Annotated in this window: 20 protein-coding genes and 1 tRNA gene; 20 read left to right on the forward strand and 1 reads right to left on the reverse strand. The window is 56.2% G+C overall.

The window, feature by feature from the left end; genetic code table 11:
• Positions 1–99 precede the first annotated feature (99 nt).
• The 11 genes from NCG89_RS14190 to NCG89_RS14240 all read left to right on the forward strand — a co-directional run bounded on the left by NCG89_RS14190 (position 100) and on the right by NCG89_RS14240 (position 13,187).
• A complete protein-coding gene (locus tag NCG89_RS14190; protein WP_251087216.1) occupies positions 100–1,980 on the forward strand; it encodes an IucA/IucC family protein in 1,881 nt (626 codons plus the stop codon).
• Positions 1,970–3,871, forward strand: a complete 1,902-nt coding sequence (locus NCG89_RS14195) for an IucA/IucC family protein (RefSeq protein WP_251087217.1) — start codon at positions 1,970–1,972, stop codon at positions 3,869–3,871. The genes NCG89_RS14190 and NCG89_RS14195 overlap by 11 nt, the downstream gene beginning before the upstream one ends.
• Positions 3,858–5,126, forward strand: a complete 1,269-nt coding sequence (locus NCG89_RS14200) for an AMP-binding protein (RefSeq protein WP_251087218.1) — start codon at positions 3,858–3,860, stop codon at positions 5,124–5,126. The genes NCG89_RS14195 and NCG89_RS14200 overlap by 14 nt, the downstream gene beginning before the upstream one ends.
• A 49-nt stretch (positions 5,127–5,175) precedes the next feature.
• Positions 5,176–6,465, forward strand: coding sequence for a DUF6005 family protein (locus tag NCG89_RS14205; RefSeq protein ID WP_251087219.1), 1,290 nt, complete (start codon positions 5,176–5,178; stop codon positions 6,463–6,465).
• Positions 6,465–7,343, forward strand: coding sequence for a sugar phosphate isomerase/epimerase family protein (locus NCG89_RS14210; RefSeq protein ID WP_251087220.1), 879 nt, complete (start codon positions 6,465–6,467; stop codon positions 7,341–7,343). The genes NCG89_RS14205 and NCG89_RS14210 overlap by 1 nt, the downstream gene beginning before the upstream one ends.
• A 15-nt stretch (positions 7,344–7,358) precedes the next feature.
• Complete coding sequence (nspC, locus tag NCG89_RS14215) at positions 7,359–8,492, forward strand: carboxynorspermidine decarboxylase (RefSeq protein WP_251087221.1); 1,134 nt, start codon at positions 7,359–7,361, stop codon at positions 8,490–8,492.
• A 93-nt stretch (positions 8,493–8,585) separates the two neighbouring features.
• The gene (locus NCG89_RS14220) at positions 8,586–9,860 is read left to right on the forward strand and encodes a saccharopine dehydrogenase family protein (protein ID WP_251087222.1); all 1,275 of its coding nucleotides are present in this window, start codon (positions 8,586–8,588) and stop codon (positions 9,858–9,860) included.
• Positions 9,861–9,897: 37 nt separating this feature from the next.
• Entirely contained in the window at positions 9,898–10,944 is a 1,047-nt protein-coding gene (locus NCG89_RS14225) for an agmatine deiminase family protein (RefSeq protein WP_251087223.1), read from the forward strand.
• 10 nt (positions 10,945–10,954) lie between these two features.
• A complete protein-coding gene (locus NCG89_RS14230) occupies positions 10,955–11,860 on the forward strand; it encodes a carbon-nitrogen hydrolase (protein ID WP_251087224.1) in 906 nt (301 codons plus the stop codon).
• A 36-nt stretch (positions 11,861–11,896) separates the two neighbouring features.
• Positions 11,897–12,700 carry a siderophore-interacting protein gene (locus tag NCG89_RS14235; protein ID WP_251087225.1) on the forward strand — a complete coding sequence of 268 codons (804 nt, stop codon included), beginning with the start codon at positions 11,897–11,899 and terminating at the stop codon, positions 12,698–12,700.
• Between the two features lie 28 nt (positions 12,701–12,728).
• Positions 12,729–13,187: a Fur family transcriptional regulator gene (locus NCG89_RS14240; protein WP_251087226.1), complete on the forward strand. Its 459-nt coding sequence runs from the start codon at positions 12,729–12,731 to the stop codon at positions 13,185–13,187.
• A 176-nt stretch (positions 13,188–13,363) separates the two neighbouring features.
• Here the strand turns inward: NCG89_RS14240 and NCG89_RS14245 are convergent.
• Positions 13,364–13,440 (reverse strand) — tRNA-Pro (locus NCG89_RS14245).
• 292 nt (positions 13,441–13,732) lie between these two features.
• Between NCG89_RS14245 and NCG89_RS14250 the strand changes: the two genes are divergently transcribed.
• The 9 genes from NCG89_RS14250 to NCG89_RS14290 all read left to right on the forward strand — a co-directional run bounded on the left by NCG89_RS14250 (position 13,733) and on the right by NCG89_RS14290 (position 21,555).
• Complete coding sequence (locus NCG89_RS14250; protein ID WP_251087227.1) at positions 13,733–14,251, forward strand: MarR family winged helix-turn-helix transcriptional regulator; 519 nt, start codon at positions 13,733–13,735, stop codon at positions 14,249–14,251.
• Between the two features lie 418 nt (positions 14,252–14,669).
• Positions 14,670–15,578, forward strand: coding sequence for a VOC family protein (locus NCG89_RS14255; protein ID WP_251087228.1), 909 nt, complete (start codon positions 14,670–14,672; stop codon positions 15,576–15,578).
• Positions 15,575–16,330 carry an SDR family NAD(P)-dependent oxidoreductase gene (locus NCG89_RS14260; protein WP_251087229.1) on the forward strand — a complete coding sequence of 252 codons (756 nt, stop codon included), beginning with the start codon at positions 15,575–15,577 and terminating at the stop codon, positions 16,328–16,330. The genes NCG89_RS14255 and NCG89_RS14260 overlap by 4 nt, the downstream gene beginning before the upstream one ends.
• 12 nt (positions 16,331–16,342) lie before the next feature.
• On the forward strand, positions 16,343–16,708 hold the full coding sequence (locus tag NCG89_RS14265) for a non-heme iron oxygenase ferredoxin subunit (protein WP_251087230.1): 366 nt from the start codon (positions 16,343–16,345) through the stop codon (positions 16,706–16,708).
• 33 nt (positions 16,709–16,741) lie between these two features.
• Entirely contained in the window at positions 16,742–17,572 is an 831-nt protein-coding gene (locus tag NCG89_RS14270; protein WP_251087231.1) for an alpha/beta fold hydrolase, read from the forward strand.
• A 38-nt stretch (positions 17,573–17,610) separates the two neighbouring features.
• Complete coding sequence (locus NCG89_RS14275; RefSeq protein WP_251087232.1) at positions 17,611–18,507, forward strand: acetaldehyde dehydrogenase (acetylating); 897 nt, start codon at positions 17,611–17,613, stop codon at positions 18,505–18,507.
• A 14-nt stretch (positions 18,508–18,521) separates the two neighbouring features.
• Positions 18,522–19,550 (forward strand): 4-hydroxy-2-oxovalerate aldolase, encoded by a 1,029-nt coding sequence (dmpG, locus tag NCG89_RS14280; RefSeq protein WP_251087233.1) that lies wholly within the window; start codon positions 18,522–18,524, stop codon positions 19,548–19,550.
• A 3-nt stretch (positions 19,551–19,553) separates the two neighbouring features.
• Positions 19,554–20,243, forward strand: a complete 690-nt coding sequence (locus NCG89_RS14285) for a class II aldolase/adducin family protein (protein ID WP_251087234.1) — start codon at positions 19,554–19,556, stop codon at positions 20,241–20,243.
• Positions 20,244–20,298: 55 nt separating this feature from the next.
• A complete protein-coding gene (locus NCG89_RS14290; RefSeq protein WP_251087235.1) occupies positions 20,299–21,555 on the forward strand; it encodes an aromatic ring-hydroxylating oxygenase subunit alpha in 1,257 nt (418 codons plus the stop codon).

The raw sequence follows: 21,555 nt of genomic DNA on the forward strand, positions 1-21,555 counted from the left end.
GCTCAGGGGTGAGTGTAACAAGTGTAAATTGAATACTAATGCGAATCATTATCATATAATTTCGTATTCAGATTTTATTGAGACTTGTTGGGCGCGTTCATGTTACTCACTCCCAGGGCAATTGCAGAAGACGCTTCTTTTCACGCCTTTATCAATGGCTACCTCCGCGAAGTGGACGGCGGTCACTGGGAGGTCAGTGAACTCTGGTGTTCCCGGCATGCGGTGCCGCGCTGGTTGCGAAATACCTTGCAGGGCCGGGAATTGCTGGCCTTGGCCTTGCCCGCACAGGGCATGCAGCTGGTGCTGGATGTGGCGTATCGCTCGCAGGTAGGGCGCCATCATTTTTATGCGGCCTTCCTGCGCCACAATCACGATATGGCGCAATGGCAAGCGGCGGAGCCGCTGTATCTGCTCATTAACCTAGTGCGTGAGGTCTACCTCTGCCAGACCGGCGCGGCTCATCGTGGGGCGAGCTTTACCGGCGATGCGATCAAGTGTAACGAGGTGGAGCTGTTGTCCCGCCTGCTGGACAGTTACCAGTTGATGACCCGCTATCTGGAAACGCGGCTCAGCGATCCCGCCCTGGCCAGCATTGATTTCATCGATTCTGAGCAGGCCCTGTTGTTTGGCCATTGGCTGAACCCCACGCCCAAGAGCAAGCAGGGCATGGCCTTTTGGCAGCAGGCCCACTACAGCCCCGAGCTGCGCGGCGAGTTCAAGCTGCACTATTTTTCTGTGGCCCCGTCGCTGGTGAAAGAGGGTTCTGTATTGCCTCAAGCCACCAGCGCGGTGTTGTTGGCGGAGCTGAACCGGGTCGAGGCAGTAACCCTTCCCAAGGGGCATGTGTTGATTCCGGTTCACCCTTTACAAGCGCATTTTCTGCTGCTGCAGGATTGGGTGCGCTCGTTGCTGGCAGAGGGCTTGATGAGTTATCTGGGTGAGCGCGGCGCCCCCTACACCGCAACCTCTTCCGTACGCACGGTATTTCGCAACGATGCCGAGTGGATGCTGAAGTTTTCCATTCCGGTGCGCATCACCAATTCCCTGCGCAATAACAAGCGCGACGAGCTGGAAGACGGTATGGCGGTGGAGCGCTATTTGCGCAAGTCGGGCTTTCTCGATGCCAACCCCCAGTTCGGTCTGGTTGATGATCCTGGCTACATCTGTGTGCAGCGCCCCGGCGCCGAAGACGAGGCCTCGGGTTTTGAGGTGGTGCTGAGGCGCAATTGCTTCGCTGGCGACAAGGGGCAGGGAGTGTGCTCGGTGTTGGCGCTTGCCCAGGCGCCCTACGATGCCACTCTGGCCAGCGGCGGTACCAGCCTGCTTAAAAAAATCATTCTGGGCCTGGCTGAGGACGAAGGGCGGCCCCGGCGAGCGGTGGCGCTGGACTGGTTTGACGCCTACTGGCGCTGCGCCATTGAGTCGCTGATTCTGCTCTACGACCGCTATGGCATTGCCCTGGAGGCCCACCAGCAAAACAGCCTGTTGGAGGTTTCCGGAGGCTACCCCAGTCGCTATTACTATCGGGACAATCAGGGTTTTTATCTGTCTCGCCAGTATCAGGACACCCTCTATGAAATCGACGACATGCTCACCATGTCGGAGATGTTCTACCAGGACGACAAGATTTTTTCCGCCATTGCCTACTATGTCTTTATCAATCAACTGTTTGCCGTGATTTACCGCCTGGGTGCGGATGGGCTGGTGGATGAGCCCAGCCTGCTGGCCCAGTGTCGCCGCCACCTGCATGGGCTGCAGGAACGAATGACCGGCGTGGGGCGGGACTTTATTCGCTTCTTGCTGACCAGCCCCCAACTGTCCTCCAAGACCAATTTTCTGGCCCGCATCAATGATATTGACGAACTCCATGACGGAATGGAACACGCGGTCTATGCCCCCGTCGACAACCCCCTGTATGTCGCCGCCGAGGCGGATTGCGGCTACCGCTGGCAAGAAAAGGAAGACTGTCATGTTGCATAGCACGGTGTTGGCAGCCGCTGACCTGGCCAAGGGGGTGCATGCCCTGGCATGCGCGGACCTCAAGCCCTACCTCGCCCTGCGCGACGGTGTGGATGACAGCGAGCGGCGGGTACTGCGGCAATTGACCGAAGCGCTGCTGTTTGAAGGCATTGTGGCGTTTCAGCAGATTCCCCTGGCCGAGGCGGGGATTGCCAGCGATGGTGTTAACCCGGTGTATGACTGCGCACTGCTGTTTGAACTGTCGGGATGCCGTTTTCGCTGCATCGGCAGTCGCCGGGTGTTTGATCGCATTCGTATTGCCAGCGGCTCTGTCGCCTGTGAGACGGACGCGGGCTTTCGCGAAGCGGGCCTGTTGGATCTGCTCGGCAAGCTGGAAATGGATGCGGGGGCGCGGCAGCGGGTACTGGGTGAGTTATCGCAAACCATCGCGCTGTGCCGGTGGAATGCCGACAATCTCAGCCATCATCTCAGCCCCAGGCGGGGGCTCGGGTTTCAGGCCCTCGAATCCGCCATCACCGAGGGCCACCTTTATCACCCTAGTTTCAAGACCCGCAGTGGCTTTTCGCTGGCAGATCATTGCCGCTATGGCCCCGAGGCAGGGCTGCCCTTTCAGTTGATGTGGCTGGCGGTGAAGAAGCACAAGCTGGAATCCTGTTTGAACGGCGACATGCTGGATTTCTGGCGCCGGGAAGTTGGCGATGGGCTGGTGAATGTGCTCGGCCAGCGGCTGGCCAAAGCCGGTGGTGACTGGCAGGGGTTTGCCCTGCTGCCGGTACACCCCTGGCAATGGCGATCAGTACAGGAGCAAGGCGCGGCAGCTGCCCTGGCGCAGGGTGATCTGCTGTTTTTAGGGGAGGGCGGCGATTACTACCAGCCCAGCCAGTCGCTGCGCACCCTGGTGAATGTGTCTCATCCTGAAAAGGCCAATATCAAGATTCCCCTGAACGTGGTGTGCACTTCATCGCACCGCAATTTGCAGGATCACTTTGTCTGTACCGCGCCGGCGGTGTCGGCCTGGTTGCAAGGCATTGTGGCGGGTGATGCCTATTTGCAGGGCGGCGATACCCCCGTCTTGCTCAGTGAGTATGCCGGATTGCTCTACCAGCCCAGCGAGGCCGAGCGGGAGCTGGGTATGGAGGGACTGCTGGGTGTCATTTTTCGAGAAAGCGTGCTCGCCAAATTGACGGAAGGGCAGAGCGCGCTGCCCTTTACCGCGCTGATGCTGGTGGAATCCGATGGTCAGCCCTTTATCGCGCCCTGGCTCGAGCGCTACGGCGTGCAGGCCTGGGTGGACCGTCTGCTGGCGGTGATGCTGCTGCCCATCTGGCACCTGCTCTGTCACCACGGTATTGCGTTCGAGGCCCATGCCCAGAATCTGGTGCTGATTCACCGGGACGGCTGGCCGGAAAAAATTGTGCTGCGGGACTTCCATGAAGATACCGAGTTTGTGGCGGACTTTCTCGCCGAGGGGGTCGCGCCCTTGCAGCTCTCTGACATCGATCCCTACTTTGACAGCATTCCTCTGGACGAGGGGTTCAGCATGGCCTCGGTCGATGCCCTGCGGGAGCTGTTTATGGATACGGTCTATGTGTTCAACCTGGCGGACCTGTCCTTTCTGCTGGCGCGCGACTGCGGTTACAGCGAGGCGCAGTTCTGGGAGCAAGTGTGCCAACAGCTGGGCCGCTACCGGGCATCCGGAGTTACTGCCGCTGAGCGAATAGATGCCCTCGGCACCGAGCATGCGCACATCATTGTTGAATCCCTGCTGAAGAAAAAGATTCTGGATGGTGGGGTATTGGATTACTACGAGCACCGCGTGAGTAACGCCTTGCATCGCCCTGAGGAAAGAATCGTCCCTGAGGAAAGACAGGAAAGCTATGTTCTACGTTGATGACAACTATTGTGACCGCGACGCGGTTGCGGCGTGGCAGCGGGCCTTTGCCGAGCATGCCATTCTTGGCGACTGTCGCGGGCGGCGCTTTGCGGCCTGTATTGGCGATGCGGCTCTGTGGCTGTCTCTGTGCCTGTACTTGCGAGAACGTGGGGGCTCGGTGTTTCCGCTTCCGGTGGACACACCCGCCGAGGCGGCGCGACATCGGGCACGGCAAAGCCGCAGCCATTATTTGTTGCTGGGCACGACCCTTGATGAGGTGCTGGCCAATATCGAGGTCATTGCCGAGGATGTTGCCGAGGGCGAGGCAGATACCGAGGCGGTACTGGTGCAAATGAGTTCCGGCACTACCGGCGCACCCAAGGTCATTGAGCGCAGCTGGGCAAGTATTGAGCGGGAAATTCAAAGCTACGTGGGCCACTTCCCTGAAGCCAATGCCATGACGCCAGTGGTGGCGTGCCCGGTGAGCCATTCCTACGGCCTGATCTGCGGCTTTTTGGTGGCGCTGGCACGGGGTCTTGAGCCCGTCATTGTGCAAAACCTCAACCCCAAGTTCATTTTGCGCAAGCTCCACGAGGCCAACGCACCGCTGCTGTATTGCTCACCGGCATTGATAACCGCCGTGACCATGATGGCCAGCCCCGACCAACCCCTCCATGCGGTGATGACCTCGGGCACCCAGCTTCAGGCCCAGTGGTTTGGTCAGATCGGCAACAAAGTGGAGCGGCTCTATCAACAATACGGCTGCTCGGAAGTGGGCTGCATTTCGCTAGGGGGAGACCTGAGCGCGCTGGATGATGTGGGCCGGCCACTGCCCCACCTGCGGGTGGAGGCGGGAGCCGGACCGCTGGCACCGGCGGAAATTCGGGTTACCGATACCAGTGGCAAACGAATTGAGACCCGGGATTCCGGCTATCTGGATGACGAGGGCCGTCTGCATTTTCTGTCCCGCCTGGACGACATGATCAATGTAGGTGGGCTGAACGTGTATCCGGCCGAGGTTGAAGACGTCGTGCTGGCCATGGACGAGATCACCGATGCGGTGGTGTACAAGCGCAGTCAGGGCTTTGGCAATGATCAGGTCTGCCTGAATTACGTTGCCAGCGAGGCGGTCGCGCCAGAAGGAATCCGGCGGTGGTGCCGACAGCATTTGTCTGCCCATCAGGTGCCGATTGTGATTCGCCGGGTGGAATCGATTCAACGTCTGGCCAACGGCAAAATCAGTCGCAAGGCCTTGAGCGAGGCCTTCGCTTAGCGATTCCTTTCCACAAGACGTCACCAATTTCAGTGTTTAGAGAGAGTGTATGACAAGGCAAGAAATTATCGACGCCATGTTCAGGGTGTTGAGCGAAAAAATTAAACCCTCGGGGCTGGAGCGCTTTCAAAGTGATGCCCGGCTGCTGGAGGACTTGGGACTGGACTCGTCCCAGGTGTTGCAGATGTTGATGTTCCTGGAACTGGATAACGGTCTGGATATGCCCGAAGACGCCTTGATGAACAAGGACTTTGAAACGGTGCGCAGTGTTGCCCAGATTATGTATGAGGCCCAAGACCTCCCAAAGGTCGAGAAGGGTCTTGAAGTCTATGAAGACCTCAAGATCCATTGCGTCGCCAGCTGCTTATCCGAAATCGTCAAACGCAATCCTGCCCTGGATCACCGCATTTTGTACTTTGCTGTGTGGGATGCCCAGGTCTGCGTGAATGATCGCTACGTGCTTTCCTATCACGACGACAACATCAAACACGACTTTTTCTTTGACTGGTACGAAAAGCTCTACGGCATGAGGGTGATGTCCTGGTACGACCGGGGTGCCAGCAAGGATGAAAATATCGCCAAACTATGTTCGTTAGTCAGTCAGCGCCGCCCCGGACAACACATCATGGTGATGCTGGACATGCATCATTTGCCCGAGCGGGTGAACGAGTTTAATAAAGACCCGTTTCCCCATTACGTGATGCTCGGCCCCACCCATGACTCTGATTTGTGGTTTATGTATGACCCGGATTACCGCTGGGAGGGTGTGCTGCGCCGTGAACGAATCCTCGAGGCGGTGCGGCAACCCAGCGTAGCCGGAGGCTATTTCTTCTCGGACCGGGACGCGCAGCCGTCGCGGCCAGAGCAGGTCAGTGCCTACTTCGATGTGAGCGTAAAGCTCGATCACAATCCGGTCACCGATGCCATCCGCAGCGTGGTTCAGGCCCATGTGGAGGGGCTTGATAAAACCGGCCAGCCGCTACCCCTGGACAACCTGATGAAGGCAGTGGAAGAAGTGCCGGTGATGTCGCCGCGCAAGTATGCCTATGAGCATGGCTTTGCCTTTTTCTGGCGCGAGCTGGGCCTGGATGAGGCGGAGTTTGACCAATGGTGCGATGTGATCGATGAGCTGGCCAAAACCTACAAACTTATCCAGTACCAGGCCATGAAGCTGTCCGCCACCCGGGACCTGCGCCTGGCTGACAAGATTTTCACATTGCTTGATCAGCAGGATCAGCGGGAGTTCACCCTTAAAAAACGCCTGTGCGAGGTTAAGCAGCACTGGTATACCGCTGCCCAGTCAGCATCCACCCGAGAAGCGCCGATAGGAGTCGAGTAATGCATCTTTCAACCTGCACCATCACCTTCCGGCATCAGCTCATTTCCCTTGGCCAAATTGCCAATTGGGCAAAATGTAATGGTTTTGATGCCATTGAACTGTGGGGCGTGCACGCCAAAAACATCAAGAATTTCCCGGACTACGATCGGGATTGGCTGGCCTCGCTGGGGTTGTCGGTGTCCATGGTCAGCGACTACTTGCCCCTGGATGGAGACCCCAAACGGGCCCTGGACAGCACCGCCGAGCTCTGCCGTCTCACCCAAGAGTGGGGTGCTAAAAAATTGCGCACGTTTTCCGGCGGTAAGGGCAGTGCGGCGGTCGGCCCGGAAGAGCGCCGCCAGTGGACCCAACGCCTCAAACAATTGTGCGCCGTTGCCCAGGACCACGGATTGCAGATGGTGGTGGAAACCCATCCCAATACCCTGGCGGATACCCTGGCGTCGACGCTGCAGCTGATTGACGAGGTTGATCACCCGGCGCTGAAAATTAACTACGACGTTATTCATGTTTGGGAAATGGGCAGTGATCCCGTTGAAGTATTTCCTCTTCTGGCGCCCCTGATTGTGCATATGCATTTCAAAAATGTCAGTGACCGCCGACTGCTGGATATTTTCGCACCCGGCAATGTGTATGCCCCGGCCGGGGTTCGAGACGGCATGACACCTTTGTTTGAGGGAGCCTATGACTATCGGGGTTTCCTGAATTTTCTGCTGAATCAGTACCCCGAGCAATGGCAAAAAATGGATGCCTCCCTGGAGTGGTTTGGTCACGAGGCCTTCGCCACCCTGAAGCAAGACCTGGAATCGATCATGCAATTGCAGCTCGCCGTGAATGAAGGGCGCATTGATTCCAACCAGACGCTGGCCAGCATTGTTTAAAAGGAAGCCGTGGGAATGACGACCCCCTATTATTTGATTGACGAAAGTCGCATGCAAAAAGCCATGGAGCGGATTCGCTATGTGGAGCAGCACAGTGGCGCCAAATCCGTGCTGGCGCTGAAGTGCTTTTCAACCTGGTGTGCCTTTGATTTTATGCGGCCCTACCTGGCTGGGACCACCAGCAGCAGCCTGTATGAAGCGCGCCTGGGCAACGAGAAATTTGGCGGCGAAACCCACGGCTACAGTGTGGCCTACAGCGACGATGAAATTGATGAGGTGGTTCGCTGTTGCGACAAGGTGATTTTCAACTCCCTGAGCCAATTCGAACGTTTCAAAGACCGTGCGCAATTGGTCTCCCGCGGCTTGCGACTCAACCCCCGCATTGGCTACTCAGGCTATCAACTCAGTAACACCGTTTGCCAGTATTCCCGGTTGGGTGTAACGGCTGACAAGTTGCCCGCCGATATCGGTGAGCAGATTGATGGCGTGATGCTGCACATGAACTGCGAGAACCACGACTTCACTGACCTGTGTCGGCAGATAAACGAGATCGAGCGCCAGTTCGGCTGGTTGTTGCCACAGCTGTCCTGGCTGAGTCTGGGCGGTGGCGTGGCTTTTACCTCAGACGGCTATCCGCTGCACGAATTCTCCAATCGCTTGGCTGAACTGGCAGAAAAATACCGTTTGCAGGTCTATTTGGAGCCCGGCGAGGCCTCGGTCACCCAGTCCACGTCCCTGGTGGTATCGGTATTGGACATTGTCGATAACGGCCTGCCCACCCTGATTGTCGATGCCGGGGTGGAGACCCACCTGCTCGATGTTCTGGTGTATCGCTTTGCCCCCGCGCTGGCGGGGGCAACCCCGCTGGAAGACGGTGAGGTGGAAGATGCCGTGGCCTCTGGCAAGCCGGTTTACCGGGTCAGCGGTCGCACCTGTCTGGCCGGTGACGTGTTTGGCACCTATGTTTTCGAACAGCCGGTTGCCCTGGGGCAAACCCTGAGCTTCACCGATGTCGCCAGTTATTCCATGGTCAAGAAGAATTTTTTCAATGGCATTCGCATGCCGAGCATTCATTACAAAAACCTCAACGGCGAAACCCGGATCGTTCGGGAGTTTGCCTATGAGGATTTTCGAGACTTCCTGTCTTGATACACGCACCGGCCCAGGCCGATGCGCTAACGCGGACGCGATCATGCGGTCCGGTGAACACGCAATTGCTCATTAGATGTTGTGGGGTTGATCATGAAAAAAAATGTTCTTGTTATTGGAGCCGGCGCGGTGGGCGCCGTGGTTGCCCATAAATGTGCCCAGCGCAGCGATGTTTTTGCTTCACTTTGTATCGCATCGAAAAATATCAGTAAGTGTCACGCCATTGTGGCGTCGGTTTCTGACAAGGCCTATCGCCATCAGGCTGAGTTTGGGCTTTCTGCCAAGGCGGTGCAGGCCGATGATTTACCGTCCCTGGTCGCGCTGATCGAAGAATGCCGCGCCGACATCGTCATCAATGTCTGCACCGCCTTTGTGAATATGACCATTCTGGATGCCTGTCTGGCCACCCAAACCGCCTACATCGATACCGCCGTCCACGAGGATTACCACGTGATGAACGCGCCTTATCCCTGGTATGCCAACTTCGAGTGGAAGAAAAAAGCGGCCTGTGTCGAGCAGGGGGTAACCGCCATTTTGGGCTGCGGCTTTGATCCGGGGGTGGTCAACGCCTACTGTGCCTACGCCCAGCGTCACGAGTTTGACAGTATCGACAGCATCGACATCATGGATGTAAACGACGGTGACCACGGGCGTTTCTTCTCCACCAACTTTGATCCTGAAATCAATTTGCGGGAGATCATTGAGGATGCCGGTTGTCTTGAAGATGGAGAGTGGCGCAGCTACCCCCACCATAGCCGTTCCATGCGTTACAACTTTCCGGTGGTGGGGGAGCATCCCCTGTACCTGATGGGGCACGACGAGGTGCACTCGCTGTCGGTGAACATTGAGGGCGTTAAAACCGTGCGCTTTTGGATGGGCTTTGGCGAGCACTACCTCAACTGTCTGAACGTGTTTGAAAAGGTGGGCCTGCTCAATCACGAAAAGGTTACCACCAGTGACGGCCAGAACGTGGTGCCCCTGCATGTGCTGAAAGCCTGCCTGCCCGACCCCGGAACCCTGGCGGCGAACTACCGGGGTAAAACCTGCATTGGTACCCTGATCAAGGGGCATAAGGACGGCCAGGAAAAAGAGCTGTTTGTTTACAATATCTGCGACCATCAGGAGACCTTTGCTGATGTGGGCTCGCAAGCGATTGCCTTTACTGCCGGGGTGCCACCGGTGGCGGCGGCGGTGTTGGTGGCCACCGGCGACTGGGATGTGAAGGGCATGGTCAATGTGGAAGAGCTGGACCCACTGCCATTTTTCCGGGAGCTGGCTGCGATGGGCTTGTCCACCGAGAAGTGCGAACCGGGTGAGATTCCCGAGCAAGACCTGGAACCCCAAGTGATGGCGGTGGCGTCGTCATGAAATTATGCCAGCGGCGGCGCTGCCGAGGGCGGGGCTAATGGGCGCGGCAATGCATTATCTGCCGCCGGAATGGTATGTTCAGGATACCGTGATACTCAGCTGGCCCCATGCTGACACGGATTGGGCCGCCATGCTGAGTGAGGTGGAAGCGGTATATACCGCCGTTGCCGGTGCCATACTCAAGGTGCAGGGGGTGTTGGTCTTGTGCCATGACCAGGAGCTGGAGCAGCGGGTACGCCGCTTGCTGGCAGAGCCCGGTGCAGTGCCACAAAACCTGTTAACCGCGGTGGTGCCCTACAACGATACCTGGGTGCGGGACTACGGCCCCCTTACCGTGGTCGATGCCCAGGGGCGCTGCCGGGCGCTGGACTTTACCTTTACAGGCTGGGGCGGCAAATACGATGGCGGTCTCGATAACGCGGTGAACCGGACACTGTTGCCCCGGCCAATGTTCGCCGCAGGCTATCAATCGGCGGGCCTGGTGTTGGAGGGCGGCGGCGTTGATGTCGATGGCAATGGACATTTACTGACCACCTCCCGGTGTCTGGAAAATAGCAATCGCAACCCCCAACTCAGCCGGGCGCAAATTGAAGCGTGTCTACGCGGCGCATTTGGCATTCATACGGTTTTCTGGCTTGAGCATGGTCATCTCGAAGGCGATGACACCGACGCTCATATCGACACGCTGGCGCGGTTTGCGCCCAATAGCACCATTGTTTATACCGCCTGTGACGACCCGAGCGACAGTCATTATAAAGAGTTGCTCAATATGGCTGCCGAATTGAAGGCCCTGCGCCGACAAGACGGAAAGGCATTCAGGCTGCTGGCATTACCGTGGCCAACCGCCTGCTACAACAGGGCGGGGGAACGCCTGCCTGCCAGCTATGCCAATTTTCTGGTGATTAACGGCGCGGTGCTAGTGCCAACCTACCGTCAGCGAGAGAATGATGCCAGGGCGCTCAGTTGTGTGGGGGAGGCCTTTCCGGATCACCGCATTATCGGCATGGATTGCCTGCCCCTGATTCATCAGTTTGGCAGTTTGCACTGCATCAGCATGCAGGTGCCCAGAGGGTTTTTGAAGTGAGTGCTGTTTTATGAGTCGTGTCGTAAAGGTCGCGCTGATTCAACAAACCGTTGGACTGAATAGCGAGGAGAATTTTCGGCGCAGCCTGGGGGCGGTGACCGAGGCGGCCGTCGGCGGGGCAAAACTGGTGGTGCTGCAAGAGCTACACCGCTCCCGGTATTTCTGTCAGCAGCAGGATGTAAATGGCTTCGATCTGGCCGAAACCATTCCCGGCCCCTCCACCCGCGCGCTGGCCGAGCTCGCCGCAGAGCACGAGGTGGTGATAGTGAGCTCGTTGTTTGAAAAACGCACGGCCGGGCTCTATCACAACACGGCTGTGGTGCTCGACAGTGATGGCACTATCGCCGGGCGTTACCGAAAAATGCACATACCGGATGATCCGGGGTTCTACGAGAAATTCTATTTCAGTCCGGGTGATCTGGGTTTTGAGCCTATACAGACCCGCTTGGGCAAGCTGGGCGTGCTGGTGTGTTGGGATCAGTGGTTCCCTGAGGCGGCCCGGCTGATGACCCTGGCGGGGGCGGAGTTGCTGATCTATCCCACGGCTATTGGCTGGGACCCTACTGATGATGTCGCTGAGAAGAAGCGTCAGATTGACGCTTGGATCATCAGTCAGCGAGCCCACGCAGTGGCCAATGGCCTGCCGGTACTGAGCTGCAACCGAGTGGGTTTTGAGCCCGATCCGGGCCCGAATGGTGACAACAGCAGAGCGGGGGCGGGGATAGGCTTTTGGGGCAACAGCTTTGTTGCCGGGCCTCAGGGAGAACTGCTTGCCCAGGCGTCAACCGAGGATGAGCATATACTCTTCGCCGATGTTGATCTGGGCCGCAGCGAAACCGTGCGCCGAATCTGGCCCTATCTGCGTGACCGGCGTGTGGATTCTTACGCCGACTTACAGAAACTGTTCCGGGACTAAAGGGTATTAGGCCCACATTACCTGACAGGATTTTACATGGCTAAATCTGACCTACGTTGTTTATCGGTGATCAGCTCTGAGCGCCTAACACCCAACATGCAGAGAATGGTATTGGGTGGGGCGGATCTGGAAGACTTTCCAGCTGATCAGGCAAGCGGCTATATCAAATTGGTGTTTCCGCTGGTGCAGGGGGAGCCCCTGCCCAGCCCCGACGAAATTGACAACGGCGCACCGGTCCAGCTGCGGACATACACGGTAAGGGCCTTTGATCCAATTGCCCCAGCGTTGACCCTGGACCTGGTGTTACACGGCGGTGTCGCCTGCGGTGGTCCCGCTTCCCGGTGGGCTGAAACCGCCCGGGTTGGGGACAATATGCCCATCTATGGGCCCGGCCCGAAAAAGCTGGTAGACATGACCGCAGACTGGTTTTTACTGGCGGGGGACATGACTGCTTTGCCCGCGTTGAGCTGTAATCTGGAGCAAATGCCAGGTGACGCCCAAGGCTACGCGGTCATCGAGATTAACAGTGATGATGACCGCCAAGCCCTGAGCAAACCCCCGGGTATCGAGCTGGTGTGGGTGGTCAATTCCGCCCCTGATACAGAAAACACAATGCTGGCCGATGCGGTGCGAAATCTACCCTGGCGTGAGGGCAGACCGTCTATCTGGGCTGCCTGTGAGTTCAGCAACATGCGTTTGCTGCGCAGCTATTTCAAGAAAGAACGTCTGGTTTCCCGCAACGACCTTTATGTCAGTAGCTACTGGAAAGCGGGGCACTCAGAAGACGAGCATAAAGTTGCCAAGCAACGAGATGCTCTCGCCCACGCCGCTGAAGAATAAAAAAATGGCCATAGAAGGAGATTTAGCAATGTCTGCGGTGATTGAAAACTCGTCGTCAGCGGGGTCGGGCATAAACCTGAAAAATCTGGTTAAGCGATCCTCCCGCGGTGGGCGCAGCTCTCTTCTCTATCAACAACAAATTGTGGAAATCCTTTCTGAGGTGGCGGGCTTTATCTCAGTGCCGCAAATTCATTATCAAGTTTGCAAACGCGGAAAGAAGCCCTCCATCACCACGATATACCGAAATGTCCGCCGACTGGAAGAGGCTGGAGTGTTGGAGTATCGCCGCTTTCAGGGGCAAAAGGGGGTTTTTGCCTTGGCGCAAGTTGCCGCAGTGCGAGACCATCTCATCTCGGTCGATACAGGTGAAGTCGAGACCCTGGAGGGCGAGGCCATCGAACGCTTGAAGTGCGAAATTGCCCACGCCAAAGGGGTCAGTCCCGAAAGCTGTCACATCGAATTTTATATCAACCCGAACCTTGCCTAAGGGGTAATTGAGCGGCGGGTCTCACCGTACAGTGTCGTGCGGCGCCGTTGTTCATTTATCTTCCTCGAGCGCGGCAGCGGTCTGTAGAGTGGTGAGTTTTTGCCGGCGAAATCGCAGCGCTGCTCCGCGGAAAAGTGAATTTCCCTGGGCTTGTCGAAGGGATTTTTGTTTTTGTCTGGTCGGAATGAGAGGATTCGAACCTCCGACCCCTGCCTCCCGAAGGCAGTGCTCTACCAAGCTGAGCTACATTCCGATGTCCCGCAGATTTTGGGCGCACAAATATAGCAAAGCCCTGATTTTGCCTCAACCGTTGCTGGGCCGGCTTACTGGTCCTGTGCTGCGTGGTTGTTTAGGGGGGGAGAGGGTGCGCGGCCGTTGCTCGTTGAAGAGGATATTGTTTTAACCCGGTTTATTGGTGAAACAGCCTCGCTGGCGAGCAGTTTTCTACTGGTATCCGCAACACTCCCGGATGAATTTGCCGATAATACTGTTATGATGTGAATAGTTAATAATTACGTGTAATAGCAGTTGGGCTAGGTGAGAAAATGGCTGAAAAGCAAGGCAGTTCGAAGGGCTACGATGTGGCGCTTTCAAATGACTTCCAGATTTCAGATGAGGATCTAAAGCTTCGCTTTGGCTTTTTGATTCACGATGCTGCGAGAATGCGGCGGACAGTGATTGATGAAGTATTCAAGCCACTCCGGGTGACCCGCTCCCAGGCCTGGGCGCTGGCGTTTTTATCGCGTCGCGATGGTTTAACCCAATCTGATCTCGCTGATGATATGAGTTTGGGGAAGGTTACGCTCAGCGGGCTGATTGATCGGCTTGAGGATGTCGGTATGGTCGAGCGCCGGCCTGACCCCTCAGATCGGCGTATCAAGCGCATCTTTATTACTAAAGAGGGGCGTCGGGTGATTAAGGAGATGCGCCAGCTTACGCTAGAGTGTAATGACAAAATGCTGGAAGGTCTCGATGCGCAGGAGGTTTTCAACACGGTAGAGACCCTGCGCAAATTGAATCGTAATTTGAAAGCATTGAAAGCCCGCACGGTGTCGCGTGATTAATACTGGCCTCGGCCTTTCTGGGAGCGGCTATGCTGTCGCGCCCGTTGTTGTTACCCTCTGCCAGCTCACCCAAGTTTCGCGATTGGTTCACCTTTAGGGCAGTTGTGTAAGTAAGCTGGGTTCTGGTAAAACGAGGTCTCAAATGCTTGGCGCGGTTGCGCAAGCGGTTCGGGAAGGGGTGGTTAATTGCATCTGGATAGTGCGACCACCTTGATTGAATAATGATAACTATCTGAATCTAAATATTTTTGATTTCTTCAGGTCTTGAGTGGTGTCGATCTGACTTTGTTGCTGTGGCTATTGACGTAAAAGTTTAAGTAACTTACGATGCGTCTACACTGTATGTTTATCGCTTTGGGGGCTTGTTCGCCCATTGGCGTCGGCCTACAAAAATTCTAATTCCTGTAGGAAGCAGCACATGAGCATTCCTTTTTTATATCGGCGCCTGGCCTATGTCGCGCTGAACGTGACTAATCTGCAGCGTTCGGTAGAGTTCTATCGGGACATGATGGGGTTGGAGCTGTCCACCTTTGAAGAGGGCCGATTTGCGGCGCTGCGCTGCGATACTCATATTATGAGTCTGGCGCTGTATCAGTCGAGCGCGCCGGGGCTGCGTCGAGTGGCTTTTCAGGTGGCTAGCCCGGCGGATTTGAGAGTGGCCAAGGCGCACTTTCAGGAGCGGGGTTTGGAGCTTTGGGATGTATCCAAGGCGGAGCGTGACGAACTGAAGCTGGGTAATGCATTTCGGGTTTTCGAGCCCAACACCGGCGTGACCTTCGAGATGATCGACGATATTCTCGAGCCCGGTTCGCCCTATGTTCCCTCTCTTGCAAAAATTCAGCGCCTTGGTCACGTAGTGTTTCGCACCACCAAGCTGGACGCCTGCTGGCAGGCTTTGGAAGAAAACTTCGGCCTGCTGTCCTCGGATTATGTTCCGGATAAAGCGGTATGGGCACGCTGCTTCCCCAACCCCCTTCACCACAGCATTGCCTTGGTCGGCAGTGATCAGGACGGGCTGCACCACGTTAACTTTATGGTCAGCGAGATTGATGACATTGGTCGGGCGCGCAATCGTCTGCTTGATGCCGGGGTCGATATTGTATTTGGTCCGGGTCGCCATAAGCCCTCGGGCAGTGTGTTTCTCTACTTCCTGGACCCAGATGGCATGACGGCCGAATTTAGTTTTGGGATGGAAGAGTTCCCCGCAGAGGGGGCGCGTCAACCGCGCATGCTAGCCAATACCCTGCAAACTATGGACTTGTGGGGTGGGCGACCCAAGCCAGAGTTTAGTAGCAAGGGCGAAATCGCAGGCCCTGACAGATCATGAGTGTTGAATTGGCTGACCGTTTGGCTGTCGTTACTGGCGCCTGCAGCGATATTGGCCGGGGCATTGCCTTTGCCCTGGCTGAAAAAGGGGCGAGTCTGTTATTGGCCGATCTGGATGAGGCGAAGTTGGCTGGGCTAGCCGACGAGTTTTTTGGTATTGGCTTGACGGTAGCCACTTGCGCTGGCGACTTGTCCAAGCAGGATGATGTCGCCGGGTTGATGGCTCAGGCGGAGGCGCTCGGGGGAGTCGATATCCTCGTTAACAATGCGGGTGGTGGGATCATTAAGCCCTTTCTCGATCACACCCCCGAGACCCTGGCGGCGACGGTTGATCGCAATTTATGGACCGCCCTGTGGTGCTGTTGGTATGCGATTCCTCAGATGCGGGACAAGCAATTTGGTCGAATCATCAATATTGGCGCCGACTCCGTGCGCAATGGTCTGGCCGCCCACGCTGCCTATAACGCGGCCAAGGGCGGTGTGCATGGCATGACGACGGGGCTGGCAAGAGAATTTGCGCCGGACAATATTACCGTTAATACGGTTGCTCCCTGCGCCGTGCAGACGGCAATTCTGAATGAGTTTCTGGAGAAAGATCCGGAAACCGCAGCAAAATTTTTACAGGTTATCCCGGTTGGACGCGCCGCCAAGGTAAGCGAGGTCGCTTCGATGGTGACTTACTTGGCTGGTGAAGATGCGGCCTTTGTCACTGGTCAGGTGATCAGTGTCAATGGCGGCAGCACCATGTTGTAAGCGGAGAAGTTAATGACTAGCGATGTAATAGCAAGCACCGAAACTGAGTGGGCACTGCTGTGCGACCTGCCCGAGTTGGATGAGGGAGAAATCGCCACGGCCAAGCACCCGGGTGGTTTGGATCTGGCAATTTACCAGGTGGAAGGCGAGTATTTTGTGACCTCTGATCGCTGCACCCACGGCGCGGCCTCCCTCTACGACGAGGGTGAGTTAAACGGCTATGTCGTGGAGTGTGCCTGGCACAACGGTACCTTTGATATTCGCACCGGCGCAGCCTTGACCATGCCCTGTCGCACGCCACTGCGCAGCTTTGATACCCGAGTTGACGACGGCAAGCTGTATATCAACCCCAAACCTCGGCGTTTTCAGCAAAGCTAACGCCCATAAGAAAATGATTCTGGAGAGACAAACGTGACCACAACGAACCCCGAAATTGGAAAACGTGCCGAACTGCGCAGCGGCTATGGTGCGAACTACCTCGAGTCTGGCAGTCGCGAAAACCCCACGGTGATCCTCCTGCATGGCTCTGGCCCCGGTGTGACCGGTTATGCCAACTGGCGCTTGTTAATGCCCCAGCTGGAGTCCCAGTTTCATGTGTTGGCGCCCGACGTTGTGGGTTTCGGTTATACCGATCACCCCGAGGGCTTCGTTTACAACATGGACAACTGGCTTACCTTTATGTGCGACTTTATGGATGCCGTCGATGTGCAGAAGGCCCACTTTGTCGGTAACTCCTTCGGCGGCGCACTGAGCCTGGCGATGGCCGCCCAACATCCCGATCGCGTAGAGCGGGTGGTGATGATGGGGGCTGCCGGTGTTCGCTTTGAAATGACCGAAGGCCTGCGCGAAGTCTGGGGCTATACCCCGTCGGTAGAGAATATGCGCAGCCTGATGTCGATTTTTGCCTACCGTCAGGACCTGGTAAGCGACGAAATTATCAAGTCGCGGTACGAGGCAAGTATTCGCCCGGGTTATCAGGAAGCCTACTCCCAACTATTCCCGGAGCCAATGCAGGAAAAGCTTGATGGTTTGGCAACGCCGGAAGAGGTGATCAAGACCATTCCCCACAAAGTGCTTTTGGTTCACGGTCGCGAAGACGTGATTGTGCCGATGGAGAATTCGGTACGCGGCCACAAACTACTGAAGAACTCTGAGCTGCATATTTTTGGTGAGTGCGGTCATTGGACTCAGGTCGAAAAACCCAATGAATTTGCCACCTTGGTGCGCAATTTCCTGAGTTGAAATCTGAGCAATTAACAGCCTCGTTAGATAGGTGATCTATGAGTAAGAAAATGCGGGCAGCCATCATCGGCTCGGGCAATATCGGCACCGATCTGCTGATAAAAATGTTGCGCTCTGAATGGGTCGAGCCGGTGTGGATGGTGGGAATTGATCCCGAGTCTGAAGGCCTGCAACGCGCTGCGGACTTGGGCGTAAAGACCTGCGCGGAGGGGGTCGATGGCATTCTGCCTTATGTGGAGAGCGATCAAATCCAATTAGCCTTTGATGCGACCTCAGCCTATGTTCATGCGGAAAACAGCCGCAAGCTGACCGAGCTGGGTGTCACCATGATCGACCTGACCCCGGCTGCAATTGGTCCCTACTGTATTCCGCCGGTTAACCTGCAATCGTTACTCGCCGACGCTCACCAAAATGTCAATATGGTGACCTGCGGTGGTCAGGCGACCATTCCAATGGTAGCCGCGGTATCGCGAGTACAACCGGTGAAATACGGCGAAATTGTCGCTACCGTGTCCTCGCGCTCGATTGGCCCAGGCACCCGAATGAATATTGATGAATTCACCCGCACCACTGCCGGCGCGGTAGAGAAAGTGGGTGGCGCGGAGAAAGGCAAGGCGATCATCATCATTAACCCTGCTGAGCCGCCACTGATCATGCGCGACACCATTCATTGCCTGGTGGAAGGTGAGCCGAAGCAGGCTGAAATTGAGGCCTCGGTCACGGCAATGCTAGAAGAGGTTCAGCGTTATGTGCCCGGCTACAAGCTGGTCAATGGCCCCGTGTTTGACGGTAATCGGGTATCGGTATTTATGGAAGTGGAAGGTCTGGGTGACTACCTGCCCAAGTATGCAGGGAACCTGGATATTATGACCGCGGCGGCCTTGCGTACCGCCGAGGTGATCGCCGAACGCGAACATCAGTCCGTTGCAGTTTAACCCGGAGAGCATTCATGACCACTAATCGCAAGATCAAACTTCACGACATGAGCCTCCGTGACGGCATGCATTCGAAGCGCCATCAGATCAGTATCGATGAGATGGTGGCTATCTCCAAAGGGCTGGATGAGGCGGGTATGCCGCTGATTGAAGTCACCCACGGCGACGGCCTGGGTGGGGAGTCGCTTAACTACGGATTTGCAGCCCACTCTGATGAAGACTACCTGTCTGCGGTGGTACCTGAGATGAAACAGGCCAAGATCTCCGCACTGCTGTTGCCGGGCATTGGCACCGTCGACCACCTGCGCATGGCCCAGCGCTGTGGCGTAAGCACCATTCGTGTGGCGACGCATTGCACCGAGGCTGATGTATCCCAGCAGCATATCGCCTTTGCGGCAAAGGAAGGCCTCGACACCGTCGGCTTTTTGATGATGGCTCATATGGTGTCGGCGGAAAAGCTACTTGAGCAGGCTAAATTGATGGTCAGCTACGGCGCCAACTGTGTGTACTGCACCGACTCAGCCGGCTATATGCTGCCTGCCGAGGTGACCGAAAAAATTACCACTTTGCGTCAGGCCTTTCCCGCAGAAGTGGAAATCGGTTTCCACGGCCACCACAACTTGGCGATGGGGGTGGCGAATTCGATTGCGGCTATTCAGGCCGGCGCTGCGCGCATTGACGGCTCCGCAGCGGGCCTTGGTGCCGGCGCCGGCAACACCCCGCTGGAAGTATTGCTGGCGGTGATGAACCGTATGGATATGGAAACCGGCATCGATCTGTTCAAGTTGATGGATGTGGCAGAAGATCTGGTGGTGCCGATGATGGACCACCCCATTCGTATCGACCGGGACGCGCTGACCCTCGGCTATGCCGGTGTTTACAGTTCCTTCCTGCTGTTTGCCAAGCGTGCCGAGAAACGCTACGGCGTCTCTGCCCGGGATCTCTTGGTCGAGTTGGGTCGCCGTGGCACGGTGGGTGGTCAGGAAGATATGATCGAGGACTTGGCGCTGACCATGTCGAAGCAAAAGACCATGGTGTCCTAGGCAATGACAGAATCGAGTAGCGCTCAGTTTCATCGCAAGCTGCGTATGGCGGCCAGAGCCCTTGGCCGGGCGGGGCTGGTTCATGCCTTTGGCCATTGCAGTATGCTCGACAGCGCGGAGTCGTTCTGGGTTTGTGCAGCCCAACCCATGGGTTGTATCCCGGTGGATGAACCCAACAGTCAGGTACCGGTAGAGGGTCCTTTGCCAGAGGGGATTTTGGGCGAAGTGCGGATTCATCAGGCGATTTATCAGCGTCGCCCCGAGGTGAGGGCCGTTTGCCGAATTATGTCACCGGCGGTGATGGCCCTGTCTACGCAGGGCCTAACGCCCCAGTGTCGTCATGGGCTGAGTGCTTATTTTGCCAATGACATTCCGCTGTGGCAGGACCCGCGTTTATTGCGCAACGATGAAGCTGCCCAGGCACTGGGTGACATGTTGGGAAATCGCGTGGCGCTGGTGATGCGGGGCAATGGCGCAGTGGTGGCCGCCGAGTCAATTGAAGAAGCCATTAGCTATGCTTGGTTTCTCGAGGATACGGCGCGTCTAGAGTTAGCTGTCAGGTCGGCAGGGTTTGCACCAGACCAAGGTTTGCTGAGCGAGGATGAAGTGCGGGATCGGCAAGTCAAAACTGGAAATGTATTTGGTCGAATGTGGCAGTTTCTTACCCACGAAGACCCCGAGGCAGCCCTTTAATAACGGATAATTGGTTGCAGTTGTCCATCAAATAACGAACAGAAGAGGTGGAAAGGTGAATACTCCCTACATCATTGACGATCAAGAAGGTGGCCGCTTTAAAGTGGCGCGCAACACCTTCACAAGTCAGGAAGTTTTTGAGCAGGAACGCGATCGCATTTTCCAAAATTGCTGGCTATATCTCGGGCATGAGTCGGAACTGAGTAAGCCGGGGGATTTTGTCGCCCGCTCGGTGGCTGGGCAGAACCTGTTGTTTGTTAAGGGACGGGATGGGGTCATTCGCGCCCTGTTCAATGTTTGCCCCCACCGCGGTGCTACCGTTTGCCGTGAGAAAAAGGGTAATTCAAAAAGCTTCCAATGCATGTATCACGGCTGGGTATTTAAAAACACCGGCGAGATTGCGCACCTGTCTGGTGAGCCAGCGTATGAAGACAATTTTAAGGACGACGGCAACTGCGATCTTCGCCACGTTCCCCATTTTGATCAGTATGCGGGTTTCTATTTTGTCGCTTTTAAGAAAGAGATAGAGCCACTGGCTGACTATCTTGCCGGTGCTAAAGAGTATTTGGATATTGTTGCCAATCAGTCTGCCGCCGGGATGGAGATTATCGGTGGTACCCAGGAGTATTCCATCGGCGCCAACTGGAAACTGCTGGTTGAAAACAGCGTTGATGGCTACCACGCGGAAGCTACCCACGCGACCTACCTCGACTACTTGATGAACACTAATGGCAGTCTGACGGCGACGCGTCTGGCCGGTAAAGGGCATGATCTTGGTAATGGTCATGCGGTAATCGAGTATAGCGCGCCCTGGGGCCGGCCCATCGCCCAATGGATTCCAATGTGGGGTGAGACAGGCAAGGCCGAACTGGACCGTGTTTATGCCGAGCTGGTAGAGCGCCTGGGCGAAGACAAAGCCAAGCAGATGGCCACGCTCAATCGCAATATGATTATTTTCCCGAACCTAGTGATCAACGACATTATGGCGATCACTGTGCGGACGTTCTACCCCACTGCCCCTAACGAAATGATGGTCAATGGCTTTGCTCTTGGCGTGATCGACGAAAGTGATTGGCGTCGGGAATACCGTCTGTCCAACTTTCTGGAGTTTATCGGTCCAGGGGGATTTGCCACCCCGGATGATGTTGAAGCATTGGAGCAATGTCAGCGTGGCTTTCAGTCGGCGGCTAATGTGCCGTGGAATGATATTTCAAAGGGAATGAAGGCGAAAACGCCATCCTTTGATGATGAGGTTCAGATGCGTGCTTTCTGGCGAGAATGGAATCGCCGAATGACATCGGAGGAGGGCTGA

This window comes from Spongiibacter taiwanensis, from assembly GCF_023702635.1.
GTDB classification, from domain to species: domain Bacteria; phylum Pseudomonadota; class Gammaproteobacteria; order Pseudomonadales; family Spongiibacteraceae; genus Spongiibacter; species Spongiibacter taiwanensis.